At 68.6% G+C, this 19,699-nt stretch carries 18 protein-coding genes; 7 read left to right on the top strand and 11 right to left on the bottom strand.

Annotated elements, in window-relative coordinates; all coding sequences use genetic code 11:
- Positions 1-3: 3 nt before the first annotated feature.
- Positions 4-999 (bottom strand): bile acid:sodium symporter family protein, encoded by a 996-nt coding sequence (locus NY1_RS14585; protein WP_067712564.1) that lies wholly within the window; start codon positions 997-999, stop codon positions 4-6.
- Between the two features lie 83 nt (positions 1,000-1,082).
- On the opposite strand from NY1_RS14585, the gene NY1_RS14590 reads away from it, so the two are divergent.
- Positions 1,083-1,958 (top strand): LysR family transcriptional regulator, encoded by an 876-nt coding sequence (locus tag NY1_RS14590; protein WP_067712565.1) that lies wholly within the window; start codon positions 1,083-1,085, stop codon positions 1,956-1,958.
- On the opposite strand, the gene NY1_RS14595 is transcribed toward NY1_RS14590, so the two are convergent.
- Entirely contained in the window at positions 1,936-2,541 is a 606-nt protein-coding gene (locus tag NY1_RS14595; protein WP_067712568.1) for a phosphoribosylanthranilate isomerase, read from the bottom strand. The two genes, NY1_RS14590 and NY1_RS14595, sit on opposite strands and share 23 nt — an antisense overlap.
- 93 nt (positions 2,542-2,634) lie before the next feature.
- On the opposite strand from NY1_RS14595, the gene NY1_RS14600 reads away from it, so the two are divergent.
- Complete coding sequence (locus NY1_RS14600) at positions 2,635-4,203, top strand: serine/threonine-protein kinase (RefSeq protein ID WP_067712570.1); 1,569 nt, start codon at positions 2,635-2,637, stop codon at positions 4,201-4,203.
- Between the two features lie 6 nt (positions 4,204-4,209).
- Here the strand turns inward: NY1_RS14600 and NY1_RS14605 are convergent, their stop codons facing one another.
- Together NY1_RS14605 and NY1_RS14610 are read right to left on the bottom strand one after the other, a co-directional pair.
- Positions 4,210-5,805 carry a GMC oxidoreductase gene (locus NY1_RS14605; protein WP_084534975.1) on the bottom strand — a complete coding sequence of 532 codons (1,596 nt, stop codon included), beginning with the start codon at positions 5,803-5,805 and terminating at the stop codon, positions 4,210-4,212.
- 31 nt (positions 5,806-5,836) lie between these two features.
- Positions 5,837-7,168, bottom strand: a complete 1,332-nt coding sequence (locus tag NY1_RS14610) for a lipase family protein (protein ID WP_084534976.1) — start codon at positions 7,166-7,168, stop codon at positions 5,837-5,839.
- Between the two features lie 92 nt (positions 7,169-7,260).
- Here NY1_RS14610 and NY1_RS14615 point away from each other — a divergent pair, with 92 nt between their 5' ends.
- Positions 7,261-7,935 (top strand): TetR/AcrR family transcriptional regulator, encoded by a 675-nt coding sequence (locus tag NY1_RS14615; protein ID WP_369690438.1) that lies wholly within the window; start codon positions 7,261-7,263, stop codon positions 7,933-7,935.
- Here the strand turns inward: NY1_RS14615 and NY1_RS14620 are convergent.
- Positions 7,893-8,696, bottom strand: coding sequence for an MBL fold metallo-hydrolase (locus NY1_RS14620; RefSeq protein WP_067712573.1), 804 nt, complete (start codon positions 8,694-8,696; stop codon positions 7,893-7,895). The two genes, NY1_RS14615 and NY1_RS14620, sit on opposite strands and share 43 nt — an antisense overlap.
- On the bottom strand, positions 8,693-9,244 hold the full coding sequence (locus NY1_RS14625) for an ester cyclase (RefSeq protein ID WP_067713503.1): 552 nt from the start codon (positions 9,242-9,244) through the stop codon (positions 8,693-8,695). The genes NY1_RS14620 and NY1_RS14625 overlap by 4 nt, the downstream gene beginning before the upstream one ends.
- 108 nt (positions 9,245-9,352) lie before the next feature.
- Here NY1_RS14625 and NY1_RS14630 point away from each other — a divergent pair, with 108 nt between their 5' ends.
- Positions 9,353-10,039 carry a TetR/AcrR family transcriptional regulator gene (locus tag NY1_RS14630; protein ID WP_067713509.1) on the top strand — a complete coding sequence of 229 codons (687 nt, stop codon included), beginning with the start codon at positions 9,353-9,355 and terminating at the stop codon, positions 10,037-10,039.
- Here the strand turns inward: NY1_RS14630 and NY1_RS44205 are convergent.
- A complete protein-coding gene (locus NY1_RS44205; protein WP_218028357.1) occupies positions 9,982-11,388 on the bottom strand; it encodes a hypothetical protein in 1,407 nt (468 codons plus the stop codon). The genes NY1_RS14630 and NY1_RS44205 overlap by 58 nt on opposite strands.
- A gap of 293 nt (positions 11,389-11,681) precedes the next feature.
- On the opposite strand from NY1_RS44205, the gene NY1_RS14640 reads away from it, so the two are divergent.
- Complete coding sequence (locus NY1_RS14640; RefSeq protein WP_067712579.1) at positions 11,682-12,557, top strand: M23 family metallopeptidase; 876 nt, start codon at positions 11,682-11,684, stop codon at positions 12,555-12,557.
- A 90-nt stretch (positions 12,558-12,647) separates the two neighbouring features.
- Positions 12,648-13,805, top strand: coding sequence for a lipase family protein (locus tag NY1_RS14645; protein WP_067712581.1), 1,158 nt, complete (start codon positions 12,648-12,650; stop codon positions 13,803-13,805).
- 10 nt (positions 13,806-13,815) lie between these two features.
- Here NY1_RS14645 and NY1_RS14650 read toward each other — a convergent pair whose 3' ends face one another.
- From NY1_RS14650 to NY1_RS14665, 4 genes are all read right to left on the bottom strand, one after another.
- Positions 13,816-14,088 carry a helix-turn-helix domain-containing protein gene (locus tag NY1_RS14650; protein WP_067712584.1) on the bottom strand — a complete coding sequence of 91 codons (273 nt, stop codon included), beginning with the start codon at positions 14,086-14,088 and terminating at the stop codon, positions 13,816-13,818.
- Between the two features lie 32 nt (positions 14,089-14,120).
- The gene (locus NY1_RS14655; protein ID WP_067712587.1) at positions 14,121-15,050 is read right to left on the bottom strand and encodes a tellurite resistance/C4-dicarboxylate transporter family protein; all 930 of its coding nucleotides are present in this window, start codon (positions 15,048-15,050) and stop codon (positions 14,121-14,123) included.
- 92 nt (positions 15,051-15,142) lie between these two features.
- On the bottom strand, positions 15,143-16,780 hold the full coding sequence (locus tag NY1_RS14660) for an acyl-CoA synthetase (protein ID WP_067712590.1): 1,638 nt from the start codon (positions 16,778-16,780) through the stop codon (positions 15,143-15,145).
- An 88-nt stretch (positions 16,781-16,868) separates the two neighbouring features.
- Positions 16,869-18,110, bottom strand: a complete 1,242-nt coding sequence (locus NY1_RS14665) for an oxygenase MpaB family protein (RefSeq protein ID WP_067712593.1) — start codon at positions 18,108-18,110, stop codon at positions 16,869-16,871.
- Between the two features lie 396 nt (positions 18,111-18,506).
- On the opposite strand from NY1_RS14665, the gene NY1_RS14670 reads away from it, so the two are divergent.
- Complete coding sequence (locus NY1_RS14670) at positions 18,507-19,685, top strand: 3-ketosteroid-9-alpha-monooxygenase, oxygenase component (protein ID WP_067712596.1); 1,179 nt, start codon at positions 18,507-18,509, stop codon at positions 19,683-19,685.
- Positions 19,686-19,699 lie beyond the last annotated feature (14 nt).

The raw sequence follows: 19,699 nt of genomic DNA on the forward strand, positions 1-19,699 counted from the left end.
GGATCAGCGCACGATCGCCGGCTCGGATGCCTCGGTCTCATCCGCGCGGGCGTACCGGCGCGCCAGCGCGGCACAGGTGATCAGCTGGATCTGGTGAAAGAGCATGAGCGGCAGCACGATCAGCCCCACCGCATGCCCGGCGAACAGCACCGACGCCATCGGTAGTCCGGTGGCCAGGCTCTTCTTGGACCCGCAGAAGGTCATGACGATGCGGTCCGGACGCGTGAACCCCAGCCACCGGCTGCCGAGCGCGGTCGCGCACAACACGACCGCCAGCAGGGCGGCACACACGGCGACGGTGGCCAGGAGATCCTTCGCCGACAATCCCTTCCAGATGCCCTGCACCACGCCCGCGCTGAAAGCCGCGTACACGACCAGATACACCGACCCGCGATCCACGGCCGTGAGCAGCGTGGGCCGGCGCAGCACCCAGCCCAGCCGCGGCCGCAGCAGCTGCCCGGCCAAGAACGGCAGCAACAACTGCACCACGATGGCCAGCACCGCCGACGCCGACACCCGCACCTCGCCGGTGGTGTTCAGCAGCAGGATCACCAGCAGCGGGGTCACGAACACCCCGGCCAGGTTCGACAGCGACGCGCTCACCACCGCGCCCGCCACATTCCCGCGCGCGATCGAGGTGAACGCGATCGAGGACTGCACGGTCGAGGGCACCAGGCACAGGAACAGCACCCCGGTGTAGAGGTCCTCGCTCAGCACCGACGGCACCAGCACCCGCAGCGCCAGCCCGAACAGCGGAAAGACCACGAAAGTCGCTGCCAGCACGGCGGAATGCAGTCGCCAGTGCCGCAGGCCCGCCAGCGCCTCGCGGGGTTCCAGGCGCGCGCCATAGAGCAGGAACAGCACCGCGATGGCGATCTTGGTGGCCCAGCCGAGCAGCTCCGCCGCCTCGCCGCGCGCGGGCAGTACCGCCGCGCACGCCACGGTGGCGAGAATGCCGAGCAGGAACGGATCGATACGAAGCTTGGCCAGGATGCTCACCCTTGGAACGGTAGGAGCCGGCCGACCGATCGCGATAGTCGTTCGATCCGATAACTCCGAACGGGAAATGCGATAATTCACCGGTGTTCGAACCCGATCTCCTGCGCACCTTCCTGGCCGTGGAGCGCGCGGGCGGCTTCACCGCGGCGGGCCGCCTGCTCGGGCTGCGGCAATCCACGGTCAGCGGTCATATCGCCCGGCTGGAACAGGCCGCGGGCCGGGAACTGTTCCGCCGCGACACCCGCAATCTGGCGCTCACCGCCGACGGGGCGGCCATGGTCGGGTTCGCCCGCCGCATTCTCGACGCGCAGGCCCAGGCCGAACGCTATTTCTCCGATTCCACTCTGACCGGGCTCATCCGCCTCGGCGCGTCCGACGATCTGATGGCCCGCGAGCTGCCCGACATTCTGGTCGAGTTCCAGCGCATCCATCCCGGCGTCGACCTGGAGCTGACGGTGGGTTTGAGCGAGAACCTCAAAACACGCATGACCGCCGGGGAACTCGATCTGGTCTTCGGCAAGCGGCTGCCGGGCGAGCGGCACGGCCGGCTGCTCTGGCGCGATCGGCTCATCTGGGCGGGTCGTTCCGCCGCAACGGAATTCGACGATCCGATACCCCTGGTGACCTATCCCGACCCCAGCCTGACCCGGGAGCTCGCATTGCGCGCGCTGCGTCACGCGGGCCGTACCTATCGCGTCAGCTGTGTCAGTGACAGCCTGCTCGGTTTGCGCGCCGCAGCCCTGGCCGGGCTGGGCATCGTGGTGCACGCGGAGAGCGTGCTGCCCGAGGATCTCGTCCCGCTGACCGATTCGCGCCTACCGGAACTGGGCGAACTGGATTTCGTGCTCATGCATCGCCGCACCCGGCTGTCGGATCCGGAGCAGGCGCTGGTGGAGGTCATCACCGCCAATACCCGGCAGGCGGGCCGGGATTCGGTTACTCCGCGCGCGCCGCAGTGAGGAACGCGCGAATCAGGTCGTGGTCCTTGACCCCCGGGCTCGATTCGACGCCGCTCGAGACATCCACGCCCCAGGGCTGAGCCTGCGCGATGGCTTCCCGCACATTGCCGGGAGCCAGGCCACCCGCCAGCAGCCACCGGCCGGTCGGTCGTGCCGCGGTGAGCGCCGACAGATCCCATCGCTGCCCCGACCCGGCCTTGGGCGAATCCAGCAGCAGCACTTCCTCCCCGAACGCCCCCACCCGCAGATCCGGCTCGTCCTTCAGCGAGGTCGCCCGCCACAACCGCACGCCCAGCGCGGCCGCCGCCTCGAAATCCGCCTTCGTGTAGCGCCCGTGCAGTTGCAGCACGTCGACCCCGACCTCCAGGGCCACCCGAGCGCCCTCCTCGGCGCTCACATCGTGCACGACCAGCACCGAATCCACCTCTGCCGGAACGCTTCCGGCCAATTCCTTCACCAGCGCGGGCTCCACGGCCCGCACACTGGTCCGGCTCAGCACGAACCCGACCGCGTCGGCACCGGCGGCCACCGCGGTCTCGACGTCGCCGATCGAACTCAACCCGCACACCTTCACGAAAACCACGACCTCGAGGTTATTCCCTGCAAGAATCCAACTCGCGTCGCCCCCGGCCGAATCCCGTGCCGGTGCAGCGCAGACGCACAACCGGGGGGTGTCATGGTGTTGCCATCGGGGTCGGAGTTCGCGGGGTTCACCATCGTGCGGTTGCTCGGCACCGGCGGTATGGGCGCGGTGTATCTGGCGCGTCACCCCCGGCTGGACCGCGAAGTCGCCTTGAAAATCCTCAACGATGCCCTGGCCGCGGACCCGCGCACCCGCGCCGCCTTCGACCGGGAGGCCGCAGTCGCCTCGCGCCTCGACCATCCGAATATCGTGCCCGTCTACGACCGCAACGGCCCGGACGATCGCGCGCTGTGGCTGTCCATGCGGCACATTCCGGGCGGGGACACCCTGCGACTGCTGTCGTCCGCACCCGAAGGCCTCCCCCTGGATCAAGCCACGAGCCTGATCACCGATGCCGCGCATGCCCTCGATCACGCCCATCACAGCGGCGTCCAGCACCGTGATGTGAAACCCGCCAATCTGCTGCTGGAACACGATCCGCGGCACGGCATGCGCGCGGTGCTCACTGATTTCGGCATCGCCCGCACCCTCGACGACACGGTCACGCTCTCCAGCGTCGCGGCCACCTTCGCTTACGCGGCCCCGGAACGATTCTCCGGCCGGCCCGCCGACCATCGCGCCGATATCTACTCCCTCGGCTGCACGCTGTTCCAATTCCTCACCGGCCGAACACCTTTCCCGCGCTCGGATCAGGCGGCGGTGATCGGCGCGCATCTGATGGAGCCCCCGCCGGCGCCGAGCCGGTTCCGCTCCGGCCTGCCGCCGGGGCTCGATGCGGTGATCGCGACCGCGCTGGCCAAGAACCCCGATGATCGGTATCCGAGTTGCGCGGAGCTGATCGCCGACCTGAACCGCGCGATCGCAGCATCGGCCCCATCGCCCGCACCGGTTCCGGAACCGCGGCCGCGCCCACAACCGGCGGTGATCTCCGACCGGGTTCCGAGCCCGGAACCGATGCTGATTCCGGGAGCACCGCCACCGAAGGCATTCCACGCGAGTACGGAACACCTTGCCGGACAAGCGAATCCCGAGAGGCCCGCACCCCGGCTGTCACGTCGGCGCGTGGTCGCCGCACTGGCGATCGCCGGCGTGGCGGCAGGTCTGCTGATCGGTTACAACCTGATCCGCGCCAACTATTTCGTCGCCGCCGACAACGGACGCGTGGTCGTACTGCGCGGCATGCCGGATTCGGTGCTGGGCTTGTCGATCCGCGACGTGGACCAGGTCGGCTGCGTCACCGAATCGGGCGAACTCACCCTCGTGCCGCCCGGTTCGGCCTTTCCGAGCGGCTGCCGGGAACTGAAACTCGCCGATTTCCGTGCCACCGGCCAGTATGCGATCGCCAAGGGCCTGCCCTCGGGCTCCCGGGAGGAAGCAGACAAGCAGCTCCGCTCGGTCGTCGAAAGGGAGCTGCTACCGGCTTGCGCGCCGTCCGCGGGCTCCGCCGCCGCCACTCCGGCGGGCACCCCCGCACCGGCCACCCCGACCCGCGCGAGCACGGCGCCGCCCGCACCGACCCTCGGCGCGGGACCGGCCACCACCTCGGTACCGGCGACCGGCGCTGCGCAAGCCGCCGGCCAGACCTGCCGATCGACCGGATAGCGGCGTTCAGATCGTCCGGCCGACATCGACCGAAACAAGCTGGGCCAGAGCACGTTCGGCGATCGCGGCGATGGTCATCGACGGATTGCAGGCAGCGGTATTGCCGGGCATGAGCGCACCGTCGAGGACGTACAGCCCGCGCTGGCCGAGCACACGGCCCTCGAGATCGCAGACCGTGCCCATGCTCGCGCCACCCAGCGGATGCCAGGTCGAGGGGAACACCGCGTTCGTGTCCAGGAGGGCGGCGGCATCGCCCGCGATCCGGCGGACAGCGGGACCGATGTGGTTGTCCTGGATGTAGGAATCGCCGTCGGCAGGCCAGTGCAGTGCGGCGCTGTCGGCGGCGGCGTCGTAGCGGAATTCGCCGCGCCCGCCGCTGACGCCGTAGCCGACGAGCATGGTCGATCGCGCGTCCATGGACAGCGGCGGGATGGAGGCTTGAACGACGGTGTGGGCGGCATGCGGATCCGTCCAGTTCTTGCTGCCGTAGACGACGGGACCGCCTTGTTCGAGGCCGAATTCGTCGCCGGGGCTGGTCCAGACATAGATACGGTCGGCGTTGGTACCCCAGTTGCCGCCCAATTCGTCTGGTAGGTCCGGGATTTGGCCGCGGCCGTGGGCCCGGACCAGCAGGCGCGTCGTATTGAGGCTGCCCGCCGCGAGGATGAGCGCGCCGGTGGTGAGGATCTTCTTCTCCAGCACGGCGCCCGAGGTATCGGTGCGGTCGACGTGCACGATCCAGCGGCCGTCGGCGCCGCGTTCGATATCGGTGACCTCGTGCAGGGTCTGCACGCTCACGCGCCCGGTGGCCTCGGCCGCCGCGATATAGGTGACGTCGACGGTGTGCTTGCCGCCATTGTTCACGCCCATCGAGCCGTCTCCGTTGGTGTACGACGGCGTCATCTCGCCGCGCAGCTCGGCCAAGGCGAAGTTCCAGTCGATCGGCATCGGGATCTTCGACAGCGGCAGTCCCGCGCGGCGCACATGCTCGGCGAAAACCCTTGCCGCCCGGTAGTTCTCGGAATCAAGGAGCTCGTCCGGCGCGACCGCGAGGCTCAGCATTCGCGCCACCCGGGGGTAGTAGACGCTGTCCATCGTGGCCCAGTCGAGCCCGGACGGGAAGTGCGCGGTGAACACCTCTTCGGCCGGCTGCAACGACATCCCTTGGTACACCAGGGATCCGCCGCCGAGGCCCGCCGCGCACAGGGCGGTCATGTTCTCGCCGGGCACCGCCTCGACCAGACCGGTGTACGGCTCGAAAACCATCGGCCGGCCGAACAGTTCCGGACTGGACCGATGCCACAGCATGCGCTTGTCCGGCGCCGTCGCCTTCGGGAAGGTCCGGGCATTCGGGCCGGTCGGCCAGCGCATGCCGCGCTCGAGCAGCAGCACCGGCACCCCGGCCTCGGCCAGGCGCAGCGCGGCCACGCCGCCGCCGAACCCCGAACCGACCACCACCACTCGATGGTCCTCCCGAGTGAGCGGAATATCGTTGACCCGCGCGGCGATTCCGGGCCGGGCCGTACCGAATCGGGCGGCGGTGAGCAGTGCGGCGGTGCCCGCCGTGCCCGTCAGCAGGGCGCGGCGCGAGATTTCTGACATGGGAGACTTTCGCGAGTCGAACGTTGACAGGTCAGTCGAAGGTGCAGCCCGCGACCGGCTTGTCCGCCAGCCGATCGAGCAGATAGTTCACCGCACTGTCGGTGCCGAAGCCGTCGATCAGCTCCGGCCCGAAATGGTTCGGAATGGTGGTGCCGTACAGGATCGGCGGCAGGCCATTGGTCCGGAAGGTGACGGTCGCCCCCGCGGCGCACCACTCGGTCGCCAGTTGCCGCGCCTGTCCGTAGGGCACGGTGTCGTCATTGATGCCGCTGGTGATCAGCACCGGACTGCCCGGCGTCAGCGAGCCCGTGCGCTGCTGCGCCAGAATCTTTCCGACAGCCGGTATTTCGCGCATGTGCTCCACCAGCGGCCGCTGATCGGCGGTGAAGGCGGGCGTGCGCAGGAACGGGTGCTGCAGGATCATGTCGCCGATGCAGCCGTTGGACAGCTCCTCGAGCAGTCCGCGCCCGGCGGCATTGATCCGGGCATCGAACTCGCCGTTCAGCTCCGGATAGCGGGCCAGGAAACCGTTCAGCGCGTATCCCACCGCACCACCGATCAAGCTGCCCTCGATGCGGTCCAGAATCGCCGACAGATCCGCGGTCGGCGCACCCGCCCAGGTACCTTTGAGATGCAATTCCGGCGCGTACGCCGGCTGCATCTCGGCCGCCGCCGCGCTCGCGCCGCCGCCCTGCGAGTACCCCCAGAACGCCAGCGGCGTCTCATTTCCACTGCCGGACAACGTATTCGCGGCCCGCGCGGCATCCAGCACCGCCCGCGCCTCCTCGATCCGATTGGCATAGGTGTGGATCCCCGGCGTACCCATCCCGATGTAATCGGTGACGAAAACCCGCGCGCCCAGCGAATTCCAGGCCAGTGCCGCCAGCGCCTCCTGATTCGCCGAGAACGTCGGCGGCGTCACCGCGGCATACATGCCGGTCGAGAACGCCAGCGACAGCGCGCACTGATCCCCCTGCCCGACCGTCCCCGGCGCGATCAGCACCGTCGGCCGCGGCCCGGACCCGCGCCATGGCCGGCTCGCGTCGAGATACGTCCCCGTCACCGCCACCGGCACGTCGTCCTGGGTGCGCGAGGTGTACATGACCCGCTGCGCCGGAATCGGCCAGCTGCCATCGGATCCCGGCTGCGCCAGATACACCGGCATGCCCGCGGTCTTGATGACTGCACCCGGCGTGGTATCGAATTGTGCTGGGGGAAAGTAGAACTCGTCGACGGGCTCGGCACTGCCGAGCGCTCCCGCCAGACAGGTCGCGGCAATGGCGAGGCAGGCGGTGGCGGCCAGGGTCCACGCGCGTGCGACGGGCCGGCGGCGCGACGGGGACCGATTCTGCTGTCCGGGCATCGTGATCTTTCTCTGCGAACTCACCCGGCGCGACACCCGGCGAAGCACGATGAGTAACTCGGTTACTCAGGTAACGGCGTTACTGTAGCGGGGTGAGCAGGGAGACGGAAGAGGCTTTGCGGGCCCGGATCATCGACGTGGTGCGCGCACTGCTCGAATCCGACGGCTACGACGCCGTCCAACTGCGCGAAGTGGCCCGGCGGGCGCGGGTTTCGCTGAGCACCATCTACAAGGTGTTCCCCACCCGGGACGAGCTGATCGTGTCGGCCATCGAACGGTGGATGGAGGAGAACATCTATGTCCCGATGGAATCCCCGCCGCCGGGCGAAACGGTGTACGCGGGGCTGATGCGGGTGACCCGGCACGTGTTCGAGCCGTGGGAGCGGCATCCGATCATGCTCGAGGCCTACCACCGGGCGCGCATCGGGCCCGGTTCCGAGCGCCTGGACAATCACGGGCTCGATGCCGTGCTGCCCATCGCGGCGGCGGTGCTGGGCGGCGCGGATCCGCAATACCTGCAAGACATCGCGGTGGTGCTGTCCAATATGACGTTCTCACTGCTGGGCCAGTGCGCGGACGGCACCCTCGAAGTGGCCCAGGTGCTGCCGATACTCGAACGCGCCGTCTACCGCCTCACCGCCAATAACGAGCCCGACGCGGACGCGGCCGTGCAGCGCCGCGAGTCCATGGCGGCGCCGCAGCTCGGTCCGGAGATCGCCGCACCCTATCGGCGCACGCCCGCCGCGGAGGCGACCGAGAACAGGTAGGGGTCGTGGCCGTTGACCAGCAGCAGGTCCGGGTCGGCCGCCCGCCAGAGTTCTTGCAGCCGGGCGTGATTGGCTTCGACGCGCTGCCAGTCCGCGGCGACGAGGCGTTCCATCGCGGTCAGGGCTCGGGGTGCGGAGGCGGTGCCGTCGAGTTGACCGTGGTGATAGAAGGCGTCGCCCGCGTGCAAGATCCAGTGGACGCCGGCGTCCACGGCGACGGCGGCGTGCCCGCGCGTGTGCCCGGGCAGGCTGATCAGCACGATGCCGGGTGCGATGCCGGTGAGTTCCTCGGCGCCGGGGAAGCCGCGCCAGGACTCCCCCGCCGCCGGGTCGTGTGTGACGAACCGCGGTCCGTGGGCCCGCGGTTCGGGAAGGTAGCGGCCGCGTTCGGCGAAGGTGCCGGGACGCTGTGCGGCCGCCGCCTCGGCGGCGGTGAGATGCACTTGCGCCCAAGGGAAGTCGGCCAGGCCTCCGATATGGTCGGCATCGCAGTGGGTGAGCACGATGTGCCGGACGTCGTGCGGGTCGTAGCCGAGTGCGCGCAGCTGAGTGATCGCCGCCTCGGCCGGATCGAATACCGGCCGCACATAGTGGCGCGCGGGGCCGAAACGCCGGGCGGGCGATTCGGCATCGCGTAGCCCGAGGCCCGAATCGACCAGCGCCAGACCGTTTTCGGTCTCCACGAGCAGCACATGGCACACCAGACCGTCCGGCGTGGCGGGCGGATGCATCGTGCCGCAGTTGAGATGACGGACCTTCATGCCGCGGCCGGGGTGTGCACCAAACGCGGGTCCGGTTGGCTCGACATCGCGAGCAGTCCGCGCAGCGCCCGCACCAGCAGCGGCCAGGTGCGCGGGTCGCGCAGGTTCAGGGCTGCGACCAGCTGTTTGAGCATCGAGAGCGTATCGAAGTAGATGCGTTCGGCGACCAGCCGCTCGTGCTCGTCGAAGACGAAATACGCCGTCATCCGGGTCCGATGCCGCCCGCCGGTGGCCGGGATACCGCCCAATGGCCCCAGATGCGTTCCGAGCAGCCAGAATTCGACGATCACCGCGTCCGCGCTGTGCCGCATGGCGATGATCTCGTGGTCCTGATCCGGGAACGCCACCCGGGTGTCGTGGTAGTAGCCGCGCACCTCGGCGTCGCCGTCGTGGACGGTGAGCGTCGGAATGATCTCGTAGTGCGGATGCGGGAAGGTCGCCAGCACATCGTCCCAGTCCTGGCGTACTTCGTCGTGGAAGTGATCGAGGACGAGCTGCTCGCGGGCGCGCAGCACCTCGGGGGCGGGAATGGCGAAACGGTCGGTCATAGCGGAACTCCCGAGCACTCGGCTCACTCAGAATCCCACGGCGTGGGAATAATCGGTAGAGTAAACCCACGCCGTGGAAATAAGCAAGCGTGAGGAATGATGAACGCCATGACCGGTTCCGCCACCTCGCCCCCGCGCCGCGGGCGGCCGCCCAAGGCCGAAGCGCAACTGTCCCGCGCGGCGATCCAGGCCGCCGCGCTGGCGGTGATAGACGCGGAAGGCATTGCGGCGGTGAGCATGCGATCGGTCAGCCGAGCGCTGGGCGTGGACGCGAAAAGTCTCTACCACCATGTGGACGGCAAGGACGATCTGCTCGACGCGGTCGCCGAACACCTCCTCGAACAGCTCCGCATGCCCGCGCCCACCGGATCACTCGACGCCGATCTGCGGGCCCTCGCGCACGAGTTCCGGCGCGTCACTCTCACCCACCCCGAGGCCGCGACGCTGGTGCTGACCCGGCAGCTGTCCTCGTTCGGCGGACTGGCGCCCACCGAGGCGGTGCTGACCGTGCTGTGCACGGGCGGCTGTTCGCCCGAAGAAGCCGTGCACCTGCTACGCACTTTCCTGGCCACCCTGATCGGCACCCTGCTGCGTGAGATCTCGGCCGGTCCGACTTTCGGCACGGACGATATCGTGGGCATCGCCGAACGCCGCCGCACCCTCGAAACCTCGGGACTGCCCCAGATCGCCCGCGCCGCACCGCATCTCGCGCGCTTCGACCGCGATCGCGAATTCGATTACACCCTTGACCTTCTCGTCCAGCTCGCCGCGTCCCGCCTCGACGCCGCGAAGTAGGGCAGGCTGCTCTCGGAAAACGCGATCGTGCCTGGACGTTCCGCGTCGGCCTGCATGCGGGCCCAGCGATCGCGAATGGCTTCCTTGGTGCGCGGACGCACCCGGCACACCAGGGCGATGGCGGCGGCGCAGCCCAGCGTGATGGCCAGCGCGACCAGTCCGGGCGCGATCGCGCGCGCGGGTTCGGCGGGGCGATACCAGCTCGGCGAGTAGGCGATGCGGTCGAAATCCCTGCCCCACAGCGCAACCGCCGCCGACGGCACGAACAGCACGCCGATGCACAGCGGCGGAATCGACGGGAACAGCGGGGTGGCCGCGCCGAGGCTGTAGCCGCCCACGAACGCCACCGCCATTCCGCCCAGCACGGCGACGAGCATGCCGTGCGCGCCGGTCATCGCGGTCAGGATGGCTCCCACGGCCAGCAGGGCGATCAAGCCGGCGGCCAGCAGCGGCAGTCCGCGCCGGTGCCCGGCGGCCAGGCCCAGACCCACCAGCGCGACGAAAACCAATACGGCCCAATCGGGTCGGGGCACGGTCACCGGGGTGCTGCCGGCCGCCGCGAAGGCGACCATCAGCAGCAGGAGCACGCCGTCGCGGCCGGGCAGGATGAACGCCCCGATGAGCGCGGCCGACACGATCAAGACCGTTCCCACCACCAGCACTCGCAGCTCGCGGCCTTCCTGCGCGAACCATTCGGAGGTGAGCAGGATGGTCGGGAAGACGATGCCGGCCACCACCACCGGGCGCAGCGGGATCACGTCGACGAGTTTGCGCACCACCGCGGGCCGATGCCGCAGCCCGAGCGCGCAGAAGGCCGCGGCCACCATCACGAGCGCGGACATTCCGATCGTCGGCATTTCCAGCAGGTAGCGATTGAGCCACGACGGCGTGTGACCCGGAGTCGGGGCCGGGGTGAAATCACCGACCAGGATGCCGCTCATGGCGCCGAACAGGAAGGCGCTCGCGGTCGATTTCCGATGCCAGGCCAGGGTGCCGACGGTACCCATGAGCACGCCCGCGAGCACCGAGTCGATCCAGGTCAGCAGGGATTGCGAGCCGACCTCGTTGCTCCACAGCACCTGATCCACGAGCAGCCCGCCCGCGCCCAGCGCCACCACCACCCAGCCGACCGCGTCGCTGGCCATCACGATGCACACCGCCGCCAGCACCGTCACGAAAGCCGCGGCCAGCGTCGCGCGCGGCACATTGAACACCGCCAGATCGACCCAGGCCGAGGATTCCTGCGTGACGCCGACCGTGGGGTCGATCGGCACCATCACGGTCAGCCCGGCCACCGCCGCCGCCACACCCGCCGTTGCTGTCTCCAGCACCCGCCACCGTCGCCGCACCCCTCAACGATGCCCCACCCTACCCAGATCAGCAATCATCATTTTTGCAGTTCAGAGGCAATTATTTCGATACAGCGAACATTTGGGCACAAAGTGGTCGGCGCTGCCACTCCCGGGAATCGAACTCCGGGTAAATTCCGCGGGCGCGAGCCGAGACCGGCGGCCGAAACGATCATCACGAGTACGCCTGGCGCGGTACAGTTTTCGTCACGCCGCAGCCTCGGTTCGATATCGACTACCCCGCCGTGAGCCGGAGCCGACGGTACACCGTTGATCGACCGCCAGGACGTCGTATGTCGCAGCACCGCCACGCCGCCGGATCCCTGTCCGTGAAAGAACTAGTGGGCGAGGCTGCCGCCGCCCCACGCAGCCATCGCGCCGAACCGCCCGTGACCACCCGCATGCGCGCCCTCACCGGCGCGGCCGTGGCCGCCGGCACCCTGCTCAGCACCACCAGCCTGCTCGCTCCCGCGCTCGCGCAGGCCGCGCCCGTCACCGAGGCGCCCGATGCGGCCGAGGCCGAACCGGTCGAGGCCGCGGTGCCGGATTCGCCCGTCGCCGAACCGGTTGCCGCGCTGACGCCGTTCGGGCTCACCGGGCTGCCGGTGGAGATCGCGGGTCCGCTCGCGCAGGCCGAGCAGGCCATCAAGGACATTCAGAAGCAGTTGCCGCAGGTACAGGTACCCGAGGTACAGGTGCCCGACGTGCAGGTGCCGGAGCTGCCGCAGGTCGGCGCCCCGGCCACGCCGGTGTTCCAGCAGGCGCCCGCGGTGCTGCCGGTCGCGGGTGTGATCAGTTCCGGATTCGGCAGCCGCTGGGGCGAATTCCACTACGGCGTCGATATCGCCGACCCGCTGGGCACGCCGATTCATTCCGCGCTCGGCGGCACCGTGATCGAGGCCGGTCCGGCTTCGGGCTTCGGGCAGTGGATCCGGGTACAGCAGGACGACGGCACCATCGCGGTGTACGGGCACGTCAACGATATGTACGTGCAGGCCGGGGAGCGGGTGAACGCCGGCGACGTGATCGCCTCGGTGGGCAGCCGCGGCAATTCCACCGGACCGCATCTGCACCTCGAGATCTGGGACGAATCCGGGACCAAGATCGATCCGGTGTCCTGGCTGGCCGCCAAAGGCATTCTGATGGAACAGCATTGGGGCGCCGACTAGGGGCCTGACGCTCGGGGATCGGTGACGGCGGCGAAGCTATACTGCGGCTAACCGATAGAGCCGTCACCGATCCCCCTTCAGAGGTGCAGCGTGCGCGCAGCCGTCGCGGTCCCGATTCTGCTGATCATGGTGTTGGCCGGGTGCGGCCGGTCTACCGAGCCCGCCGATTCGACGCCGCAAGCACCGGGAACGCTGATAGCTCAGCGGTCGCTCGAGAACCTGGATTCGGCGCTGTCCGCGGCGGCCTCTTCCGCCACCTACCTTCGCTATCGGTCGACCGCGCCGTCGGGCGAATCGATCGAGGTGTCGGGTGCGCTGTTCGTCCCGACCGGTACCGCGCCGCCCGGCGGCTGGCCGTTGATCTCCCTGGCGCACGGCACCTCCGGCGTGGTCAGCGCGTGCGCACCGACCAACTCCCCCACCCTGTTCGGTTCCGCGCCCCTGGTCACCCAGTTGCTGACCGGCAAGCACGCCGTGGTGATGACGAACTATCAGGGTCTCGACGGTCCCGGCGCCGCACCGTATCTGGACACGCCGTCTTCGGGTTACGACGTCTTGAACGCGGCCCGCGCCGCGCACGCGACCGGTATGCCCCTCGCCCAGGACCTCGTTCTCGTCGGTGCCTCGCAGGGTGGGCGCGCCGCGGAATCGGCCGCCGAGACCGCGAAATCCTATGCGCCCGAACTGAAGATCCACGGCGTGCTGCTGCTCTCCCCCGCCTTGGAACTCAACCTCGACGAGCCGGTTCGCACCCGGACCCTCAATGCCCCGGACCAGTACCTGATCCTGCCGTACATCGTCGAAGCCATCCGATACGGCGATCCCGCCTTCACCTACGATCGCGTCATGCACGGCGATCTGCTCACCGCCGCACCACGTTTGGAGGCCGCGTGTACCGGCGACCTCACCGCCGCCGATCTCGAGCTGGGGAAGTCGGCCACACCCGCCGAAGCCTGGTTCACCGATGACGCGGCCGCCCAGCGCGTGGCCGATTTCGAAGCCCGCACCAACCTCCCGAAATCCGCCACCGCCTTCCCGACCTATATCGTCCGTGGCGACGCCGACCCGCTGGTCAATACCGCCTGGTCCGACTCGGCGGTGGCCAAGATGTGCGCACTCGGCACCCCGGTCCATGATCTGGTCGTCCCCGGCGGTCACGAAGCCCCCACCGCCGTCGCCGATCAATGGCTGCCCTGGATCGGTGACCTGTTCGCCGACAGCCCCATCGCCTCCACCTGCCCGCGCTGACATGACCAGCTCAGCCGGAACCGAACTCGACCCCGGCGATATCCGCCACTCGCCCGGCAACGGAAGCAGGCATGGGCGTTCCGGATTCGATGGCCGCCACCTCGGCACTCATCACCGCCGCGCGCCGAGCCAGCCCCGCCACGGTCCAGCCCCGAGCCTCGCGTGCCGCCCGCACCCGCTTCCCGAACTCGTACGCGAGACCCAGCCGATCCAGCTCGGTCCGCGCCGGGGAGGTCCGGGCACCCGCGTCCCGGCGCTCGTCGAACTCCTCCTGTTTGATCATCGGTTTCGACTCTAACCAGGCAATTGCCCTGATCAGCGGAGGCGGCCGCGCAATCCCTTCACGAGCGTGAGGACCCAGACCGCTACGGCTATCGCCAACAGGAGGCGACCCACCGCTCCCAATGCGCCCGTCCCGGTCACGGTGCCCGCCGTAAGGGTCGCGACCGCGGTCATGCCGAGCGGGAACACGGTGGCCCACCGGCGGATGTCGTACTCCGGGCGCGGCCGCGCGATCTCGGCGATCGCCAGCACGAGGTACAGCGCCCAGTTCAACCCGAGCAGCGCCCAGAGCACACCCAGCAGCACCGCGTGTCCTGCCCCCGACAGCCAGTGCGTGGCAAGGATTTTCGCGGCCGCCAGCGCCGAAATGGCCAGCGCGCCGGTACACACCCACTGATCCCCCGCGCCCTGCCAGATCTGCCGGAAGTCGAAGTGCGTCAAAGCGATCAGATACAGCAGCACGCCCAGGCACAACCAGCCCAGCGCTACCCGGCACAACCACACCGGCCCGCCCGCCCCGGCCAGACTCGCCGCCAGCACCGCGAGCCCCTGCGTGGCGACGCACACCAGGAACTCCGAACCCGGCATCGCCCGGGTCCAGCGCCGCATGACCGCCACGAGCAGCACCGGCCACCAGATCCCCGCCAGCACCAGCGCAGCCGCGCCTAGACCATCCCACCCGAGCAGGACGACGCGCGTCCCCAGCACCGTGGTCGCTGCCACGCCCGTCAGCCCCGGCGGCGTACCCGCTTCCGCCACCCAGCGCGACCGCTGACCCACCAGCCGCGTCGCGAAATCGATTCCGAGTACCGCCCACACCACGGCCGCCAGCGCCAGCGCCGCCACCGACAGCACCTCGAACCCGGTGAGGTGCAATCCGATCGACAGAATCCCGGAGGCCATCACTGCGGCCCCCGCCGTCGGCGGCAGCTCCCGCCACCATGCTGCCGCCCGATCCGTCATCTCACCCCTGCCAGGTCAGCCGTGCTCTCGCAACGCCGGAACGATCGCACGATACCCCGGGACGCGAGCGGTACCGCGGCTCCGCGCCGAGGTCAGTCGCCGCCTGCTTCGAGCTTGCGGCGCAGCAGCTTTCCGGTGGCATTGCGGGGCAGTTCGGGGAGGAAGACGATGTCACGCGGGACCTTGTGTCGAGCCAGATTGGCTTTGACGAAGCCCTTGAGGTTCTCGGGGTCGGGAGCGGCCCCTTCGACGGGGACCACGAAAGCGCGCAGCCGGGTGCCGAAGTCCCGGTCGGGAACCCCGATCACCGCCGCTTCGGCGATATCGGGGCGGGTCACAAGGAGGTTCTCGACTTCGAGGGGGAAGACGTTCTCGCCGCCGGAGACGATCATGTCGTCGTCGCGGCCGTCGATGAACAACCGGCCCTGGGCGTCGAAATGGCCGAGATCGCCGCTGGAGAGCAGGCCGTCGATGGATTCCTTGGTGCCCCCGTCGGTGTAGCCGGTGAAGCTGAGCCCGCTGGAGACGAAGATGGTGCCGATCGCGCCCGGGGTGGTGATCCGGTTGCGGTGTTCGTCGTAGAGCTCGACGTGGCACCCGACCGGTGGGCGGCCGACGGTGCCGGGGGCCGCGCGCATATCGGCCGGGGTTGCCACGGCGACCACCGCGACCTCGGTGGAGGCGTAGAGGTTGTAGAGCACGTCACCGAAGGCCGCGGCGGTGCGGCGGCTCAGGTCGGGGGAAATCGAGGAGCCGGACGCGAAAATCACTCGGAGAGCAGAGGTGTCGTAGCAGGACAGGACGTCGGGGCCGAGGTCGATGATGCGTTGCAGCATGGTGGGAACCAGGACCAGGGTGGCGGCACGATGGTCGGCGACGTTCTTCACGGTCTGCCGGGCATCGAATTTCCTTTGCTGGAACACGATTTTGTTGCCGAGCGCCCAGCCCAGGGTGAATTGGGAGAGTCCGGTGCCGTGGAAGATGGGTGCCGCCATCACGATGGTGTCCCCCTTCGGCAGCGGCACGCGGTCCAGGAACTGCGCCGACAGCAGCGGGGAAACCTTCTCTCGCGGAGCGCCTTTGGGGGTTCCGGTGGTACCGCTGGTGAGGATGACGATGCCGCCCGCGTGCGCCGGCGGCGGTAGCTCACCCGATGGGTTGGCGGCGATCAGGACGTCGACGGTCGGCAGGTCGCCCGCGCGTTCGGGATCCTCGACCCACGACAGCACGCGGGGGATGCCGGCGGGTACCGCATCGAGGAGGCCGAGGAACTCCTCGTCCAGCACGATGGCCGCGACCTTCTCCCGCTGTGCCACGTCGGCGAATTGCGGTTTGGCGAAGCCGGTATTGAAAAGGACCACGCGCGCACCGAGTTTGCCCGCCGCCAGCAGGGTGCACACCAATCCGCGGTGATCACGGCAGAGGGCGGCCAGCACGGTTCCGGGACCGAGGCCGAGTTCCGCCAGTCCGCGCGCCAGGGCGTTCGATCGCGCGTCGAGTTCGGCGAAGGTGAGGGTGCCGAGTTCGTCGACGATGGCCGCCGCGTGCGGATCCCGCCGGACCGCGTGGTTCAGGACGGTGACGAACGGCCCGACGGTCCCGGCGTCGCGGGCGGATCGGATCGCGTCGCCCGGACGCAGGGGGTCGAACATACCCCGCTTGTGCAGTACCGCCAGCGCCGAGAACCCCTCGGACACCGTGCGCAGAACCCATCGCGGCGATCGTGCCATCCCCTGAACCCTCCAGCTCAATCAGTCAATTTGATAAGAATTCGATTCGGTGGGCCGGAGGTCCGGCCCGCCGAAGCCTCGAACCAGGTCAACGCGGTGGTTGACTGAGATCCCGGTTGGCCATGGGGATTTCGATGCTGATGGGCATGCGCAGCTCGGCGAGGTACCACAGTGCCGCCTGGCGCAGGAATTCGTCGAAGAGCCAGTACACCTCCTGGGTCGGTGGCACCACGGTGAGTACGCCCTCGCGGACTGCGATGAAAGGGCCCCAGCTGAAACGCAACAGCGGGTCCCAGACCGGTTCCCGGGCGATGGCCAGACCGTCGGCGATGGCATCGCCGAGCAGGAAGCGGGTGAACGCGCCGAGTACCGGCTTGGTGAGAATGGTCAGGTCGAGGTTCACGCCCAGTCGCAGCAGCCGGTCCGCGAGCTGCGCGCCCTCCGGCGTCGCCGCCAGGATCGGGTCGAGCACTTGCGCGGCTTGCGAATTCGCTTCCGCCCACGAGTTGGGGATGTACTCGTCGCGCACGCCGAGCATGTGCGCGGCGACCTGCCACGAATGCAGGAAGGCCTCCGATTCGCTCCCTGGAATCGGCACGTTCCACGCGGTCAGATGCCGCATGACGGTGGTGGGCAGGCTGTGCCAGGTGACCATGATGTCGTTCTGGCTGATCGGCACCTGCTCACCGGAGTACTGCAGCCATTGCGGCGACTGCGGCAGCAGGTGCCGGACCGCGGCGTGCACGAGGCGGGTCTTGACGCAGGTCACCACCATCTCGCCGTCCGGGCCGTAGGCGTTCGCGGTGCCGATGTCGTAGCCGAGCTTGGCGGTCTTGGAGATGCGGTCCTTCAGATCGTGACCACCCTGCGAGTAATACACGGCGCGGGCCTCTTTGGGGATGACGGTGCTCATCATCCCGCTGGCCAGCCCGTACAGCACGCCCAGATACAGCCCGCGCTTCTTGTTGAACTCAACCGCGGTCGCCAGCTTGCCCGCGTCCGCCCACTGCGGCAGCCGGCGCGCGTATTCCATGAAGTCGCGCAGTTCGGCCGGCAGCCCGTCGGGCAGCGCCTGGCCATTGCGGGTCCAAGTCCGCAGCAGCGCATTGACTCTCGGCACGTCGCCGCTGTCGAGCAGGGCCGCGACCACCGGATCGGCCTCGGTGTCCCACACCGTGAGCGGATCCGTGCCCGCGCCGGTGCCCGCCACCGAACCTTCCGGTGACCAGGTCCAGGGTTCCGCCCGCGCGGGGGCGGTTATGGCGAGCGCACCGAGCGCTCCCATGGCCCCGCCCATCTTCAAAGCGTTCCGCCTGCTGAATCCGTCCATGCCTGCGCTCCTCGTCGAGACTGGATCCTGACCACGCGACCAGAATCACGAGTCACATAGTAGATCTGTACTTGCATGCCAACAGCAGAAATCAGCGATTGCTTTCAGAATGGCCAGTAACATCAAGCGTTGCCGGCTACTCGCCCAGCTCGTCGGCGAGCCACGAATCAGGTCCCGCTCACGCCGCCCCCTACCACGGCACGCCACCCCTCCGCACCTCCGGGAGTGCCGCCGAGTGAACTAGAACACGCTCGCGCATCACGAAACGCGTTCTGCCACGCTCGATGCCGATCCGGGCGCCTCACGGTGATGGCTCGCAATTTGCGCAGTCCCGGATCGAGCTCAAAGCTGGATCGGTTCCGAAACTGTTGGCGCACTGGGCAGGTAGACAAAACGATGGTTACAAATGCACCGAAGCAGGGTCGTGGCGTCCGGGAGATCGACGTGGGCGACGCACCCACGCGGTTCGCGCGCGGCTGGCACTGCCTCGGCCTGGCGGAGACCTTCCGGGACGGAAAACCGCATTCCGTAGAGGCTTTCGGCACCAAGCTGGTGGTGTGGGCCGACAGCGACGGCGAGATCAAGATCCTGGACGCCTACTGCCGGCACATGGGCGCGGACCTGTCCAAGGGTTCGGTCAAGAACGGCGACATCGCCTGCCCGTTCCACGATTGGCGCTGGAACGGCGCGGGCAAGTGCAGCGAGATCCCGTATGCCCGCCGAGTGCCGCCGCTGGCCCGCACCCGGGCGTGGACCACGCTCGAGCGCAATGAGCAACTGTTCGTCTGGCACGACCACGAGGGCAATCAGCCCGCGCCGGAGGTCACCATCCCGGTGATCGAGAGCGTGTACGGGCCCGACGGCGTGCGCGGCGCGGACTGGACGCCGTGGACCTGGCATTCGCTGGTGATCGAGGGCGCGCACTGCCGCGAGATCATCGACAATGTCGTGGACATGGCGCACTTCTTCTACATCCACTACGCCTTCCCGACCTTCTTCAAGAACGTGTTCGAAGGCCATGTCGCCACCCAGTACCTGCACTCCAAGCCGCGCACCGATATCGGCGTCGGCGCCGAGTTCGGCGACAGCCTGCTGTTCTCGGAGGCGTCCTATTTCGGCCCGTCCTACATGATCAATCCGCTGCGCAACAGCTTCGGCGGGTTCGAGATCGAGAGCGTGCTGATCAACTCCCACTACCCGATCAGCAACGACTCGTTCGTACTGAACTGGGGCATGACCCTGCACAAGCCCGCCGGCATCCCCGACGACGCCGCGGACATGCTGCTGGAGAAGATGGAAGAGGGCATCAGCATCGGCTTCCTGCAGGACGTGGAGATCTGGAAGCACAAGTCCAAGATCGACAATCCGCTGCTGTGCGAGGAGGACGGGCCGGTCTACCACCTGCGCCGCTGGTACGAGCAGTTCTACGTCGACGTGGCCGATATCGACCCGAAGTCGGTGCAGCGCTTGGAATTCGAGGTCGACACCACCAAGGCGAACAAGGCCTGGGAACGGGAAGTCGCCGAGAACCTCGCCAATCAGGCCGCCGCGGCGCCGGTACCCGCCATGGACTGATATCGACCCGGCAT

It is taken from the genome of Nocardia yamanashiensis NBRC 100130 (genome assembly GCF_001613325.1).
GTDB lineage: Bacteria > Actinomycetota > Actinomycetes > Mycobacteriales > Mycobacteriaceae > Nocardia > Nocardia yamanashiensis.